Raw genomic sequence first — 14,601 nt, 5'->3', positions numbered from 1 at the left:
GCTCGCGTCCGAGGCCGTCGCCGCGATCAGTTCCCCACCGCTATCGGCTGCGCGCAATCACCGGCGCGCCGGGACGCGTCCGGACATTGCGGCAGATTGTCGTGACTCATCAGCGCGTCCTGGCGGGCCAGTGTCGGGCCGGGCGCCAACGCTTCGATGATCGGTTTCGGCACCGGTTTGGGCTGCTTCGGTAGCCCCAGCACCTGGGCGGTGGCGCTGTCGGGGATGCCGTAGCGAATCCCGGTGTCGGCCAGGTAGAACATCGGCCCGTTGGAGATCGAGCCGGGCGTCATCGCGACCGAACGGACGAACTCACCGGTGCTCGGGCGGACGTAGACCGCGTCGACCCGATCACCCGCACCGTCGGCGGTGGCGGGCACCACGGGCATCGCGCCGCCGGGCAGCGGGAGTTCGCGCCCGGCCGACAGGGTCACGGCGGAGATGCCGTCGTGCTGCCCGAGCGCCCAGGTGATGCAGAAGACCGGATCGGCCGACGGCGAGAGGATGGAAGGGGTCTGCTCGGGGAACTGCTGCACCGGCAGGTCGCCGAGCACCGGCACGTCGACGATGCGGTCCGGCGGCACCGATCGGATGTCGGTCATGCCCTGGGAGTTGGCATTCCGGATGATCTCCGCGGTGAACGGCGTCACGGGCTGCACCCCGCCGGCGAGTACGACGTAGAGTTCCTCGGCATCGACGGCCCGCACCCGGATCAGTCCGCCGATCGGGACGTCGGAGAGTTTGCCCGGCCCCGGTTCGCCGAGCCGGTCGATCCGGGGCGCGCGCAGCGGCGGCACCGGCTCGGTGGCGTTCAGCAGCGCGGCGCCGATCGGCGCCGGAGTGTGCTCGTCCAAATTCATGGCGCGGCTCAGCACCGCGTCGTTCGGATCGAGCTGGGCGCGCCTGCCCTGGTAGAGCAGATAGGTGGCGCCGGAGTTGGTCACCAACCTCGCCTGCTCGGGGGCCAGCGGCCGCGCACCGCCTTCGGAGGTGTCGAGCGCGCCCGCGATGACCGTGGTGATGACACCTGCGGCGGCCGTGGCGCTGCCGGTCTTCGAGAGCGGAACCACGTCGCACATGGTCCAGTTCGCGCTGTCGTGGTCGGCCGACCCCGGCATCGCGCCGGGCGCGCCCGGGATGCCGAGCAGCGGACCGCGTCGCATCGTGAGTTTGCTGTCCTTGACCGTGGCCGGTGACGCCGCCGAGCCGGTGATGAGGCGAGCCGAGGCCAGATTCAGCACCGGGTGCAACGTGTTGTCCACCACGACGTAGAGCGCCCCGGAGTCCTTGGCCATCACGATCTTCGAATCACCGACCGAGCCCTGCGGTTTGATGAAGGCCAGGATGACCGCGCCCGCGACGACGAGCACACCGAGCACGATACCGACGATCATCGACCGGGACTGCGAGCGCATCGGATCGTGCAGCATCCGCACATCCCAGCGCACCAGCGCGTGTTCGTAACGCTTGAGCAGGAACCGGTAGCCGTTGACTTGGGCACGGGTGGTCATCTGTGCCGGCACGCACGCCTCCGAACTTGCCTGATTTCCAACCGATATCGCGACCGCACGTGATCATCGACAGGCATAGAGTAGCGAACCCCGACGAGTTCGGTCCATGATGAGCGCATGACCTCCACGGCGGTTTCCGACAACGCGGCGACCGCACCGCGTTTGCATTCCACACAATTCTGGTTCTTTCGCCTCATGCCATTGAGCCGGACCATCCCGGTGCTGCTGATCGCCGCCGTAAGTGCCTTCGTAGCAAGGGTTTTCGCCTCGCAGTGGTGGGTGCCGGCGCTGGTCGCCGCACTGGTGATCGTCGTCGCGCTCACCCCGCGAAAAGGCGTCAATATCGCCACCTGGACCGGTCGTAAGTTCACTTTCGCATGGCAGAGATTGGGCAATAATTCGTCTACTGTTAATCATTCGCCATTCGATGTTCCACTACCCGACGGCGGCAGTTACGGAATGCGCTGGGATGGCGCGCGATTGATCACGATGTTGCGGATCGAGGCGCAGCCGCGCACGGTGGTTCGGCTCAGTCCGGCGGGTCTGCTCGGCGACGACATGCTGCCGCTGCCCGAGATCGCCCGCTGCCTCGACCAGTTCGACATCACGCTGGCCGCGATCGACATCATCAGCACCGGCTCGCGCAGCGCGGGGACCGGCGCGGTGGCGCGGGCCTACGAGAGCATCCTCGGCCCGCTGCCCGCCGTCGCCCATCGCACCGTGTGGGTGGTGCTGCGCCTGGACCCGCTGGCCAACGCCGACGCGGTCGACCGGCGCGGCGGCGGGCCCACCGGCACGCTGCGCGCGGCCACGGTCGCGGCCAGACGGGTCGCCAATCGCCTCGCGGCACGCGGTCTTTCGGTGACGGTCCTCTCGGCCGCCGAGATGAGCCAGGTCATGACCCAGCTCACCCACGGCTGCGCACTCGACGAATTCGCCGAGACCGCCGAATGCGTCCAGCACGACGGCCTGCACCACACCACCTATCGGATCACCCCGGAAGGCATGGGCCCCAAGGGGATCGCCGAAGTGTGGTCGACCCCGACGGTGGCGACCACCGTCACCGTGCGCCTCCAGCGGGCGCGGGTGCGCGAGTCGGAGACCCGCGGGCAGATCGCGGTGACCGCGACGGCGCGGTTCGTCACCAAGGACGCGCCCGTGATCCTGTCGGCCGCCGGTCTGCGCCCGTTGACCGGTCAGCAGCGCCGTGCCCTGCTCTTCGGTCTGCCCACGGCCACCGGCGTGCCCGCGCTGCCGCTGGAGCGTTACCTCGGCGCACCGGACGCCCTCGACGACATTCCCATGCCGATCGCGGGCTGCGGGCAACTGATCGGCGCCGACGCCTCCGGTCAGGGTGTGGCGCTACCGCTGGTCGGCCGCCACGTGCACCGCGTCGAGATCATCGGTTCTCCGCTGGTGGCCAAGCAGGTGATCCTGCGCGCCATCGCCCTCGACGCCAGCGTCGTCGTGCACACCGCCCGCCACGACGAATGGAAGCCGATGCTGGCCTATATCGATGTGCCGCAGGCCCTTACCCTGGCGACGTGGTCTGCGGGTTCGCAACAGGCGGGTTCCTACCGGTTCGCGACCATGGTCGTCTTCGACGGAATCGCCCCCACCGGCCACTATTCCGGTGCGACGGTCGTACTGCTGCGCGCGCACGACTCCGAGCGGGGCGACTTCGATCCCGACATCACCCTCATCGAGGATCCGGACACCGCGAACCTCGTCACCGTGCGCACGGCCTCCGGAGAGACCAGCGTGCGCATGGTCGCCACACCGGAGGAACTGCTCTACGTCGGCGCGCGGGAGCCCGCCACCGCGTGAGCGTTACCCAGGCCGAGCGGTTGCCGCGGCCACGGGTGACGAAACGTCGACGGCCCGTTCGATCCGTAGCGGATCGAACGGGCCGTTTCCGTGGGCGAGGTATCAGCCGCCGAAGCCCTGCGAAACCTTGCCGTCGGCGTGGAAGGCGTTGTTCTTCGCCTGCTCGACGGCCTTCGACAGCGCGTCGATGATGCCGATGGTGCTATCGGGCGATTCGCCGTCTTTCTCCGGGTTGCCGAATTCGACGTCCCACTTGTGCTTGGCGATATTGAAGGCGTCCAGACCCGTGTTGCCCTCCCAGGCAATACCGAGACGCTTGGCGGCGGCCTGCAGGTTGGCGGCCTCCGCCACCAGCGCGCCGCGGTGCGTGGCCAGTTCCTCGGAAAGGGTTTGCAGAATCGGTCCGTTGTACAGCATGACGAGACGTCCTTTCGTGTGCCGAGCGGAAGCGATCGGCGAGTGGTCAGAGGTTGGTGTGCCCGCCGCCGGAGCCCGCGGAGGTGACGAGGCCGGTGTTGTCGGAGTCGGTGTTGATGTAGGTCGTGTTGCCCTCGCCGACCAGCGCGGTGAGCTCGTCGAGGATGGCGTTGAGCCGGGCGGACTCGCCCTGCCAGCTCGCGACGGCCTTCTGGCAGGCGCCGGCCGCGTCGCCTTCCCAGCCCGGACGCGAGGACTCCAGCGAGGATTCCACGCGGCCGATGATCGTCTTGATGGAGCTCACCGAGTTGGACATATCGCTCTGTGCGGCCCTGACGATCGCATCATCATTATTTACTACGGACATTGGACATCCCTCATTTCTCTGTCGGGCAACTGATTCGAGTGTTGGTTGACGGACACAAGAGTGGCGCTAGGGCATCCACCTTCCACCGGGCAATGTGGCGACCAGAGCCGAGATCGCCTGCGCGACACGGTGGTCCGAGCCCGGTGTGAAAGTGGTCCACACCCGAAGGTCCGGTGCGGCGTTCGGACTCGCCGCGATCCGGCCCCGCACGGTGTCGTACACCGCGACGGAGCCGGAAGATCTGGTGGTACGCCCCTGTTCGTGGGCGTAGGCCACGATCTCGGCGTGGGCGTGGCATTCGGCCATCGCCATACCGAATTCGATCGCGTTGTGGTCGACGACGCCGACGCTGTACGGGACAGCGGTGTAGTCGGAGCTCGCCGCCGCCGCGTTCAGACGGTCGGCGAATTCGTCGGCGGGGCCGCTGAAACTCGGCACGTCCGCCGCCGCGCAGACGCCGAGGACCGCGAGAAAAGGTTGCGCCAGGGCGGCGCCGCCCTCGTCGGCCCAGGTCGTGGTGATGTCGATCTCGTCGCCGTCGCGCACCGCGAACGCGTGCGCGGCACCGCGGCGCGCGAGGCAGACCCGACGCGGACCGTCGGCGGTCACGATCCGGGCGGCGAGCTCGCGCTCGGGGTTGGCCAGAATACGCAGGGCAGCTGTCAATTCGGCGTCGACGTCGTCGTAGGCGTCGACCAGCCCGCGCGCTCGAAGATCCGCCATCGCCGCCTCGCGCGCGGCCAGGAACGCCTCGATCGAGTCCTGACGCGGCCCGATTCCGAGCACGAGCGGCATGGTCTGGATGCCGAGCAGATCGCACACCGCGAGAACCGCCTCGTCGGTCAGAGTCGCCATGTCCGCCCCTACTCCGCCGGGGTCCCGGTGGCGGTCGCCCTGGCCTCCACGCCGCCGAGCACCGACGGCGCCGCGGCCAGGCCCGCGTCCAGTTCGAGAGCGACACCGTCGTTCGCGCCGACCGCGCCCGCTCTCGGGGTGTGTTCCTCCTCGCCGTCGCCCGCGGCCGTGCCACCCGCGAGCGCGGCGGGCGGCAACGCCTGACCCGCCGCAGTCCCGACCGGCGTCGGCGAGGTAGCGGTGGTGACGACCTCGGGTCGGGCCACGATCGGACCGACCGTATGCGCCCGCGCGCCGCCGAGGGTTCTCGGCACGGCGAACTGCGGCATCGTCGGCAGTATCGGCATCGCGGGCATCGATGTGCTCACCGGTGTCGAACTCTGCTGCCCGACAGCTTGTTCGGCGTCGAACGCGGCGGGCGTCGCCAGTGGCGGCGGCGTGTTCTGCTGCCACGGCTCCGCGAGCGGTCGCGCGGCCGCCTCGTAGGTGCGCATGACGCGCGCCGCGGTGGATTTCGCGACATCCTGGTCCGCGCCGATCTCGGCGGCGACGCCGACCAGTGGTCCGCCCAGCGACGCGCCGATGGCCTGGATGGTTCGCAACGCCTGTTCCATGGCCGCGATCTCGGCGGTGTGCGGCATGGTCAGCCGCGCGACCTCGAAGGCCGCTGCTTGCGCCGCGGTGTGCTCGGCATTGCGCGCGGCTTCGGTCACCGTGTCGGTGAGCCAACCGCGCATCGTCGAAAGCCGTTCCAGCACCAGATCACTGGTGTCGGACTGCCAGTGCGCGCGGATACCGGCGATGATCCGGTCGTAGTCCACCACGGCCGCGCCGAAACTCGCGGCCAGCCCGGTCCACGCGGCAGCCGCCTCGACCAGGGGGACCGAACCGGGCCCGCTCGTCAGATCGCGGGCCAGCTGATCGGTGGGTCTGGCTTCCCAGACCACACCGGTGAATCCGGGTGTGGGTGGTTCGATCATGTTCTCAGGCCGAAGCCCCGAGGTCGGCGGCATTGGTGGTATCCATATCGGTCAGCTCACGCGCTTGCGCGCGCAGCGTCGCGGCCAGTCTGCGCAGCTCGAGCGCGCCCGTACCGGCCGAGAGGTCGAAATCCTGCGCGACAGCTCGCAGCGTCGCGGCCGCACGCTGGGAGACTTCGTCGAGTCCTGGCGCGGGCGCCATCAGGGCGGGGTTGTGTGCCTTCAGATCGGCTTCCAGCCGACCGGCGAGCTCATCGAGCTCGGCGGCCACACGGACTGCTTCCACGGGATCGAATCGCATGACGAACTCCTAAAGGGTGAGTGCCTTGTCCGGGGGTTCCCGGTCGATGTCCGGGGTTGTCGTCACGGCCTCGGCCGCACCGATGACCGGTACCGCGATGCCGTCGATCGCGCCGACGACCTCGTTGCCGTGCGCGGCGTTCACCAACTCGGCGCGGAAAACCTCGCCGCCCGCGCCGGCCGCGCGCGCCGCCGCACCGGCCGCGCCCATCGGTCCCGGCGCCATCGGCGTCATACCCGGCGTCGAGGCCGCGGTGGTTCCGAGCGGGACGGCGGCCTGTGCCTGGGCGCCGCCGCCCGCGAGCATTGTCGTGACCCTGGCCTCCTGCAGGGGAAGCGCGGGCGCGGTACCGCTGACGGCGCCGGGCACACCGTTGACGACCGGAGCCGTGAACGGCGTAGCGGGCAGCGCCGCGGCTACCGGGGCCGCGACGGGCACCTCGGCCAGCGTGCTCGCCACCTGGCCGACCACCTGGGCTCCGGTGGTTCCTACGGTCACCAGCCCCTGCACCATCTGCAATACCTGCGTGACGTATTGCGCCGGGTTCAGGCCACCCGCGGCACCGGTGCCCGCCGAGGCCATCGACCTGGCAGCCCCCAGCGGCGCGCTCGTCACCGAGGACAGCGGCGAGGCGACGCTGTCGGCGACCATCGCTCCGGTTCGCGCCACCCCTCCCGGCACCTCGGTGACCGCGACTTTCTGGCCGTTGGCGCTCATCTCGGCACTGTGCACGGTGAGTTCGGCCCGCGTCTTGGCGATCACCGCGGTCACCTGTGTCATCGTCTCGGCCGTCGCCGCCGCCACGAACGCCTGGCCGGGCGGGGTGACGATGAACGGACCGGCCGCGGCGAGCGAGGCCAGATACTTGGAGATGATCGCGCTCACCTGCGCATAGCCGGTGAAGACACTGGTCGCGGCGGCCGCGTGGTTGACGTTCATCCTGCTGCCCTGCGACACCACCTCGGCCGTATCGGCCGCGGTGTTGGCGGCCTTGCCCGCCGCCGAGGTCGCGCCAGCGCCTTCCCACAGCGACATCACCGTCTGGATCGCGGTCGTGCCGAGCTGGGTCGCCTGCTGCAACGCCGAGACCACCTGCGTGAGCACCTGGCTCGGATCCGGCCCCTGGCCCGCGCCGGGAATCCCGGTACCGAAACTGCCTGCCAGGTCCGTCATCGGTTTGATGAGAGCGCCGATATCGAGCACCGGCAGCGGCGGCATCTCGGGCATCGGCGGCAGCGGGGGCAGTTGTGGCAACGCGGGCAGGCCGAGTGTGCTCAGTACCTCCGCCACCGGCCGATCCACGATCGAGCCGAGCGCGCTCTCACGCAGCAGGGACACGATCGACGGGTCCAGCGGCGCACTCATCAGGCGTTTCCGATGCTGCCCAGATTCTCGGCGCTGTCCAGATCGGTCGCGGTGTACTGGGCCGCGCTCTCGAAGGCGGTGAGCGCCGTGCCCGCGTGGACCGCGGCCACCTCGGTGACCGAGGTCAGATGCGAGGCCTGCGCGGCCGCGTAGGTGGCCAGGAAGTCCTGGCCGATCAGTCCGAATACCGGAACCGCGGCCGCGATCACGGCCAGCTGGTCGACCGATCCGGCCGTCAGTGTCTGCGCCGCCAGCGCCGCGGATGTGTTTCCGTACTGCACGATCGCTTCGGGAGTTGCTATCAGGTCAGCCATGAAAACCTCTGCGCGATAGTCGGATCGACAGGTGATGTCGGATCGGCGGAAGAACTTCAGCTATTGGAACAGTCGTCGGCAGAGAGTGGCGCAAAAGGAGCTTAAGAGGACTCGACGCTCGGGTGAACGTCAGGTGCCGCCCGCCCCCGGCCCGCACTCGGTATCAATCACGCTGGGAATCAGCGGATTTAGTTGACATGACATCGTTGAAGCCGGTCACCAGATCGCCGCACCGGGCGAAGGCCAGACCCGCCGCCCGCCGCGCGGTGCCGACGATCGCCTCGTCGAATTGTTCCGGCGTCCACCGATTCACCTCCGAGGTGAGGACGAGATCGAGTAACGCGCCGTTGCCGTCGACGGTCACCGTCACCACGCCGTCGGGCGAGGACTCCCGCACCCGGACCGCCGACATGCGTTCACCGAGTTCGCGGATCCGGTCCACCCGGCGCTGCGCGGCGGCGACGAGTTCGTCCATCAGCGCTTCGCCGAGCTCACCCGGCGAATTCGCGTAGGCGGCCAGGTGGGGCGGTAGTCCGCCGCCGTCGGTCCCGGTCACAGTGCCCTCCGTTTCGCGGCGTTCACAGCGTCCTCAGCCAGCTCTGCGGCTCGACCTCGTATTCCTGTTCGTCGATGAGTTCCCTGCGCTCGACCTCGGCGGCCGTCGGCAGTCCGGTCAGCGCCAGCAGATCCGCGCTGACCCCGGCCTCGGCCAACCGCCTACGCCGTTGCGCGCCTGCCCGATCGGCTGCCTGCCTGCACAGTCTGAGCACCTCGGCGGCCAGATCCTGCGGCGCTCTGCGCAATTCGGCTCGATCGACCGAAACACTGAGCGGTAGACCCTGTTCGGTGGTCTCCACGGTGATGGATCCCGATCGCGACATCGCGACCGCCCTCGGCAATTCCTCGTGATCGCTCATACCCGTTCATCCTTGATCGCTCGTACCACCGTGACCAGTTCGGCGTTGATGGCCGCGATCAATCCGGCCCGATCGACCGCCGTCGCGGTGGCGGACGGTCCGACGGTGACCACATGTCGTCCGTCGTCGGGCAGATCGCGCCACTGCAACCACCGGATGATCCGGCCTTTCGGCCCGAATCGCGAAATACCCTGGGCGATCTCGATGATGCCGATGCGCTCGGGGACGGTGTGCAGGAATCGTCGCGCACGAGCGTCGGGCGTTTCGTCGAAACTGTCCCACAGCTGCGCGGGCGCCTCGAAATCGTCGACGGCGCTCGGCAGGGCGAGCGATTCGAAGCTGCCCGCCCCGACCTCGGGAAGCGCGTCGACCACCATGTCGGCGAGCCGTAACGCGTCGCATTCGGTGATGGTGAATCCGGCGCTGTGATCCACGGTGCGGCCGGGCAGCTGGGTCAGTAGATAGCCTCGCACCTCGCGCCGGACGGCGAGCAGCCGGATGCCCGCCGCCGGGTCACTCGGGTCGGCGCCGTGCACCCGGATGGCGATATCGGGACGCGCGATATCTTCCAGCGCCGCGTCGAGATCCGGATCGGGCGCGGTGAGCGACCGGTCGAGAACTCGCACCCGCTCGCGCTGGAAATCGTCCTCGTAGGGGATGTCGGTGGTGAAGACGAAAGGGTGCGGCAGCGGGTCCTCACGCAACCGCTGCCAGCGCACCACGAATTCGAGATCGGTGAAACTCCAGCGCGGGGTCATCGTTCCACGACTGGTTTGACCACGACGGGGGCATCGCCGATCGCGTCTTCGAGATAGTCGGAGGATTCGAGGTAGGTGGCCCTGCGGTGCTGGTTGTTGCCCTGCCCCGCGCCCGCGCCCGCCGCACCCGCCGCACCGGGGGTACCGGGCGTGCCCTGGGTGCCTGCGAGCGCGGCGGCCGGGCTCGCGGCGTCGAACTGGGTCGACGCGCTGATCGGCACGAACGCCGCCGCACGGGGGAACAGTTTGGAGGAACCGGTCGGGTCGTGCGCGAGCACCGCGGCGGGTGCCCCGAACCCGCCGCCACCGCCGCCACCCGCGCCACCGCCACCGGCGCCACCGGCCAATTTCGCCGCGAAACCCGCCAGATCGTTCGGATCGCCCGACCCGGGGATATCGATCCCGGGAATCCCGGTCAATCCGGCTCTGTCGAGCAGCTCTCGCTGCTGGTCCGGGGTGAGGAACTGCGCGAACTGTTCGAAGGCCTGCTGCAACTGCGGCAGGCCCTGTTGCGCGGCGGCCAGCAACTGCTGCACGAGGGTCTGGAAGAACTGCCGCTCCTCGGGGCTACCGGGAACCAGCGAACCGACCCGCTCGGCCAGTTCGCGTGCGCCCCCGGCCAGTTTCTGCTGACCGGGCACCTGTCCCGGCACCAGGCCACCGGACACCAGACTCGCGAGCTGCTGGCCGTACGAATTCGGGTCACCCGCTATCGGATCGGTAGTCCCCCCACCGAAGTCCCCGCCGAATTTGCCCAGCGCACCCGGCATCGTGCCCGCCGGATCACCCAGGCCGCCGGTGTCCCCGAACTGTTCCCTGACCCCGGGGGCGAGTCCTTCGCCGCCACCGTTGTTGCCGCCGTTCTCGCCATCACCGTTCTGACCGCCGCCGGTCTCACCGCCGCCGGTCTCACCACCACCTCCGTTGTTGCCGCCGCCGTTGTTGCCGCCGCCGTTGTTGCCGTTATTACCGTTGTTGTTCCCGTTATTGCCCTTGTAGAACGGATTCGGGATCCGACCGAACGCACCGTCGGCCGCGGGCAGCACCGGTATGTGCGACGTCGACAGCCCGAGTCCGGCGAGATAGGTGGTGCGGAAATTCTGCCGGTACAGCGCGAGATCATTCGAACCGGCCGGAGGCGGCACCACGTAGAGCCCGAGCGACGGATTCGTCGGGGACGTCGGCATCGACCGCTGGGTCGAGTCCAACCAACCGGCCGTGAAGAACAGCAGATCACCGACGCCGCGAGCGCCCGCGGACAACTGCGGAACCGCGTTCGCATAGGCCTTGACCGCGGCCACCGCGATCTCCTTGCCCGGCCCTTTCCACTGCTCGGCCGTCACCGAATCGACCTTGTTGACGAAATCGACGAATATGCCGTCGAGTTCGCTTCCCACCCACCGCCAGCCCCCCGACTGATTGGAGAGGTTCCCGACGACCTGGTTAACCCTGATGTGGTTGCCGACCCCCCACAGCGCCGGCCAATCCAATCCGTCGGCACTCTCGCCCATGATCGTCGTCGATTCGAACCCGGTCAGGGTGGTCAGCGAATTGGGCAGCGTTCCTGCCGTCGCCGTGAGCGTCGTGGTCGGCGGCGGGGTCGTCGACGGATATCCGTCGAGTTCCCATTTCTCGGTCGGATTGCTCTGGATATTGTCCAGCAGATCGGAGTTGAAGCCGTCCACGTCGCCGTACGCCTTACCGGCGGCGACGAAGGTGTCGATCATGTCGGTGAGAATCGCTTTGTGGTCGTTGAGGATGCCGTCCAGCTGGGTCGCCTTCTGGCCGAACCTGGTACCCAGCGCCGTGCCGGAACTCAGGCTCGACACCGGCCTGCCGGCGGCCAGATCGGTCAGGTAGTCCCGCAATCCGTTGATTCCCATGATGACCTGCGAGCCCGCGGCAGCGAGATCACGCGCCACCTGCGGTTCGAACCGGAGCGCGTCGGGACCCCCCGTATGTGTTCGCGTGTACTCGCTCAAGCCGTCCCACGGATTGCCCGTGGGTACCTCTCCGCTCATCGGTCGTGCTCCCTGATCGAATCCGGCGCCGACGGAACTTCGCCTCTGCCCAAGACCATACCGGCCCGCGCGTAGCTCGCACCATCTTGAGAGCTACGAAATCTCTTGTGCGATAAGTTGATTGGGAATAATTGCGAACGGCGGACTACCGCCGTGGCAACGGCGGATGAAGACCGGGTGACAGGTCGGGTCCGGCCGTCACGATTCGACAGTCGCCGCACCCGACATCGTCAACTGATTCATCGCGGCGTCGATATCGGCCTCCTCGCCGAATACCGCGAGCAGATGCGCTCGAGTGATGTCACCCTCGAACCCGGCGGTGAGCAGTGCCCCCACGTGCGCCGCACGCGGATCGTCGGGCCCCGCGCCGATGAGATCGCGAATCACCTGCTCGACGGAGTCGTCGTCCCAGATACCCGGCACCGCCTCGCCCAGGTCCGGACCGCCGGGCGACTCACCCCGGTACCACTGTTCGTCGGACCACCAGTAGCAGAAGGAGAGCAACCCACTGCCCGCGCGGGCGTTGAGGACCTGGTCGACCACCCACTCGGGCGCACCCGCGTACACCTTCGGCAGTTCGGCGCCGTCCTGATAGGCCGCGGCCAACGCGGGTGCGTCCCACACGCCACCGGACAGCACGGCGCGCCCCCTCGGCAGCAGATACAGGGTCGCCCCCGATCGCCGCGAGCCCTCGAACCAGCCGAACGACGGCATGATTCGCGGCCCCCACTCCGACCGCACCGCGACGAACGCCGCCGACATCACCGTCCAGCGCACCCACGTCGTCGGCAGATCCGGCAGGTCGACGTGCGACTCCACCGCCGCGACCCCCGCGGCGCGATCGGCTCTGGCCTGCTGGGCCGCGTACGTGGCCGGCCGCGTCTGCCTGCCGTCGTGGAACAGGTAGGCGGCCAACCACACCGGCAGCCGCTGACGCGGAAATTCTTCCAGATCGGCCAGATACGCCTCCGGCGCGAACAGCTGCTCGTCGGGGAACGGCTCGTCTCCGTAGTCGTAGTCGACCTCCAACTGCCCGTCGGCGTCAAGTCGCATGAACAGCCGCCACCAGGGACCGTCACCGAGCATCGCGGACACCCTGCGATGCTCGGCGGCGATTTCCAGAATGCCGTCGGGAACCGCGACCCTGAGTACCTGATCCTCGTCGCCGACGTAGAGCACCTCGCCGCCGCCGAGCTCGACGGTCAGGGTGAACACCGCGGTCAGCTCCCGCCATCCCTGCGGGCCCATCTCCCCCAGTTCGTGCGCGATCCGCACCGCGAGCTCATGCCCCCGCTCCTCGGGAGTCTGTTCGAGGTCCGGCGACGGGATCTCACCGGCGACCTCGCCCGCCACCTCGGGCTCAGCGCCGGTCACCTCCCCCGGCTCCGCCGACGCGGGCGTGCCCTCGGCCACCGGGACCGGCTCGACCGCGGGGATCGCGCCGAGCGGCGCTCCCAGCGTGAATCCGAGATCGGGCAGCCCGCCGCCCGCGAGCGGTCCCGCGCCCGCAACCAGGGTCTTCTCATCGCGATCGCTCACAGGCCCTCGCCTCTCGAGTTCATCGGCGCCGCAACGGAACCGGTCACCAACCGGAGTCGATGACCCGTCCCGCCGACGGTCCGGGATGTTCTTCCACATCGTCGTACTGCGCGTCGCCGCCCCCGGCGGACAGCGCACGATCCGCCGAATTCGGCGGCGCCAGCGACGGTTCCGGCGCCTCGGGCACCCGCAGATCGGGCATATCCTCGATCAGGTCCGAGAGTTTCGGCAGACGAGCACGCCGTTCCTGTACCGGCGCCATCAGCGCGGTGTGCTGATCGGCGAGGTGTTTCGCCGCTTTCTGCGCCGCCTCGGTCACCGCCTTCGCGATCTCCGAATGGTTCAGATCCTCTATGCCCTGACCGAATTTCGTCTCGATCACGGTGCCGTCCGCGTTCACCGACACCGTCACGCGGTTCCGGCGCACCGAACCGGTGCCGACCAGAGCAGCACGCGCGCGCTGTATTCCGGCGATCGCGCGCATCTGATCCCTGGCCTCGTCGAGGATCGCGGCGAGGTCGGCCCTGGCATGCTCGTTGCTCATAGCTCACCGAGCATGCCGATGGCCGGGAAACCTCCGATGACCCTCACGTGAATGACTGATGGCGCCGACGCGACGTCGGACAGTCAGTCGTCCAGTTCGGCGAAATCGTCCATCCGCTCCAGAATCCGTTCGATCTCCCCATCTACCCACTCGGCCAGCGCCGCACCCGACATTCCCACCGCCACCGGCGCCGCGTGATGCAACTCCATCACATAGCGTCCGTCGCCGGGAAGGTCGCGCCAGAGCCTGCCCGCGCGGGTGATGCCGCGCGGCCCGTACATCGACCGCCCCTGCACCACCTGCACCGATCCGGTCGCGTCGGACGCGACATTGAGGAATTTGGTACTCGCGGAACCACGAACGTCCTCGTCGTCGGAGACCATCGAGCCGAACCCGAAACCGGACCCGGTCGATCTACCACCGGGTTCGGGGAGATCGATCGAGAAGGGTCCCCGCGTGCCCCCGACAGCGGAGGGCATCAATGCCATGACGGCATCGCCCAGCCCCCGCGGATCACAGGTGGTGATCGTGTACGCCGCGGCGTGATCGAGGGTTCGGCCCGGTTCCTGCACGGCCACGAACGCGCGCGAGCCTCGACGACCCGCGTGGACTCGCACCCATTTCTGCGGGTTGGCGAAATCCGCGTCCTCCCAGGACTGCGCGCCGACCACGACCGTCGGCCTGGAGAAGGTGTCGATCACCGTCTCGAGGTCACGGTCCATCCGGCGCATCAGGTCCGAGCGCGCGTCCTGACAGGCCCGCACGTAGTCGTCCATCCACGGGATATCGCTGGTGAAGGTGAACACTCCCGGCATCTCACCGTCGAGGTGCAGATCGCACAGCACCTTGAATTCCAGATCGGTCAGTTTCCAGGTACTCACCACA

The 14,601-nt window shown here is 68.6% G+C and carries 16 protein-coding genes; 1 reads left to right on the top strand and 15 read right to left on the bottom strand.

The features are described 5' to 3' along the window. Positions 1–26: 26 nt before the first annotated feature. Complete coding sequence (gene eccB / locus OG225_RS39025) at positions 27–1,523, bottom strand: type VII secretion protein EccB (protein WP_405179643.1); 1,497 nt, start codon at positions 1,521–1,523, stop codon at positions 27–29. A 105-nt stretch (positions 1,524–1,628) separates the two neighbouring features. Between eccB and eccE the strand changes: the two genes are divergently transcribed. Beyond that, positions 1,629–3,338 (top strand): type VII secretion protein EccE, encoded by a 1,710-nt coding sequence (eccE, locus tag OG225_RS39020; protein WP_405179642.1) that lies wholly within the window; start codon positions 1,629–1,631, stop codon positions 3,336–3,338. Between the two features lie 102 nt (positions 3,339–3,440). Here eccE and OG225_RS39015 read toward each other — a convergent pair whose 3' ends face one another. The 14 genes from OG225_RS39015 to OG225_RS38950 all read right to left on the bottom strand — a co-directional run bounded on the left by OG225_RS39015 (position 3,441) and on the right by OG225_RS38950 (position 14,597). Beyond that, complete coding sequence (locus OG225_RS39015) at positions 3,441–3,755, bottom strand: hypothetical protein (protein WP_216911442.1); 315 nt, start codon at positions 3,753–3,755, stop codon at positions 3,441–3,443. A gap of 46 nt (positions 3,756–3,801) precedes the next feature. Then, positions 3,802–4,122 (bottom strand): WXG100 family type VII secretion target, encoded by a 321-nt coding sequence (locus tag OG225_RS39010; protein ID WP_405179641.1) that lies wholly within the window; start codon positions 4,120–4,122, stop codon positions 3,802–3,804. Between the two features lie 66 nt (positions 4,123–4,188). Continuing rightward, positions 4,189–4,977: an ESX secretion-associated protein EspG gene (locus tag OG225_RS39005; RefSeq protein ID WP_405179640.1), complete on the bottom strand. Its 789-nt coding sequence runs from the start codon at positions 4,975–4,977 to the stop codon at positions 4,189–4,191. An 8-nt stretch (positions 4,978–4,985) separates the two neighbouring features. After that, positions 4,986–5,957 carry a PPE domain-containing protein gene (locus OG225_RS39000; RefSeq protein ID WP_405179639.1) on the bottom strand — a complete coding sequence of 324 codons (972 nt, stop codon included), beginning with the start codon at positions 5,955–5,957 and terminating at the stop codon, positions 4,986–4,988. A 4-nt stretch (positions 5,958–5,961) separates the two neighbouring features. Beyond that, complete coding sequence (locus OG225_RS38995) at positions 5,962–6,258, bottom strand: PE family protein (protein WP_405179638.1); 297 nt, start codon at positions 6,256–6,258, stop codon at positions 5,962–5,964. A gap of 9 nt (positions 6,259–6,267) precedes the next feature. Further along, positions 6,268–7,623 (bottom strand): hypothetical protein, encoded by a 1,356-nt coding sequence (locus OG225_RS38990; protein WP_405179637.1) that lies wholly within the window; start codon positions 7,621–7,623, stop codon positions 6,268–6,270. Next, positions 7,623–7,937 carry a type VII secretion target gene (locus tag OG225_RS38985; protein ID WP_405179636.1) on the bottom strand — a complete coding sequence of 105 codons (315 nt, stop codon included), beginning with the start codon at positions 7,935–7,937 and terminating at the stop codon, positions 7,623–7,625. The genes OG225_RS38990 and OG225_RS38985 overlap by 1 nt, the downstream gene beginning before the upstream one ends. A 163-nt stretch (positions 7,938–8,100) precedes the next feature. Then, positions 8,101–8,493 carry a YbaB/EbfC family nucleoid-associated protein gene (locus OG225_RS38980; RefSeq protein ID WP_405179635.1) on the bottom strand — a complete coding sequence of 131 codons (393 nt, stop codon included), beginning with the start codon at positions 8,491–8,493 and terminating at the stop codon, positions 8,101–8,103. Positions 8,494–8,515: 22 nt separating this feature from the next. Further along, positions 8,516–8,854, bottom strand: a complete 339-nt coding sequence (locus OG225_RS38975; protein WP_405179634.1) for a hypothetical protein — start codon at positions 8,852–8,854, stop codon at positions 8,516–8,518. Beyond that, on the bottom strand, positions 8,851–9,612 hold the full coding sequence (locus OG225_RS38970; RefSeq protein WP_405179633.1) for an ESX secretion-associated protein EspG: 762 nt from the start codon (positions 9,610–9,612) through the stop codon (positions 8,851–8,853). The genes OG225_RS38975 and OG225_RS38970 overlap by 4 nt, the downstream gene beginning before the upstream one ends. Next, a complete protein-coding gene (locus OG225_RS38965) occupies positions 9,609–11,633 on the bottom strand; it encodes a hypothetical protein (RefSeq protein ID WP_405179632.1) in 2,025 nt (674 codons plus the stop codon). The genes OG225_RS38970 and OG225_RS38965 overlap by 4 nt, the downstream gene beginning before the upstream one ends. A gap of 198 nt (positions 11,634–11,831) precedes the next feature. Continuing rightward, a complete protein-coding gene (locus OG225_RS38960; RefSeq protein ID WP_405179631.1) occupies positions 11,832–13,172 on the bottom strand; it encodes a hypothetical protein in 1,341 nt (446 codons plus the stop codon). 43 nt (positions 13,173–13,215) lie between these two features. Further along, entirely contained in the window at positions 13,216–13,716 is a 501-nt protein-coding gene (locus tag OG225_RS38955; protein ID WP_216911431.1) for a YbaB/EbfC family nucleoid-associated protein, read from the bottom strand. An 83-nt stretch (positions 13,717–13,799) separates the two neighbouring features. Continuing rightward, positions 13,800–14,597, bottom strand: coding sequence for an ESX secretion-associated protein EspG (locus tag OG225_RS38950; protein ID WP_405179630.1), 798 nt, complete (start codon positions 14,595–14,597; stop codon positions 13,800–13,802). Positions 14,598–14,601 lie beyond the last annotated feature (4 nt).

Origin of the sequence: Nocardia sp. NBC_01377 (assembly GCF_045040005.1) — a bacterium.
Lineage (GTDB): Bacteria > Actinomycetota > Actinomycetes > Mycobacteriales > Mycobacteriaceae > Nocardia > Nocardia noduli.
The sequence above is the reverse complement of the archived record's forward strand: the minus strand, read 5'-3'. Positions and strand labels throughout refer to the sequence as shown.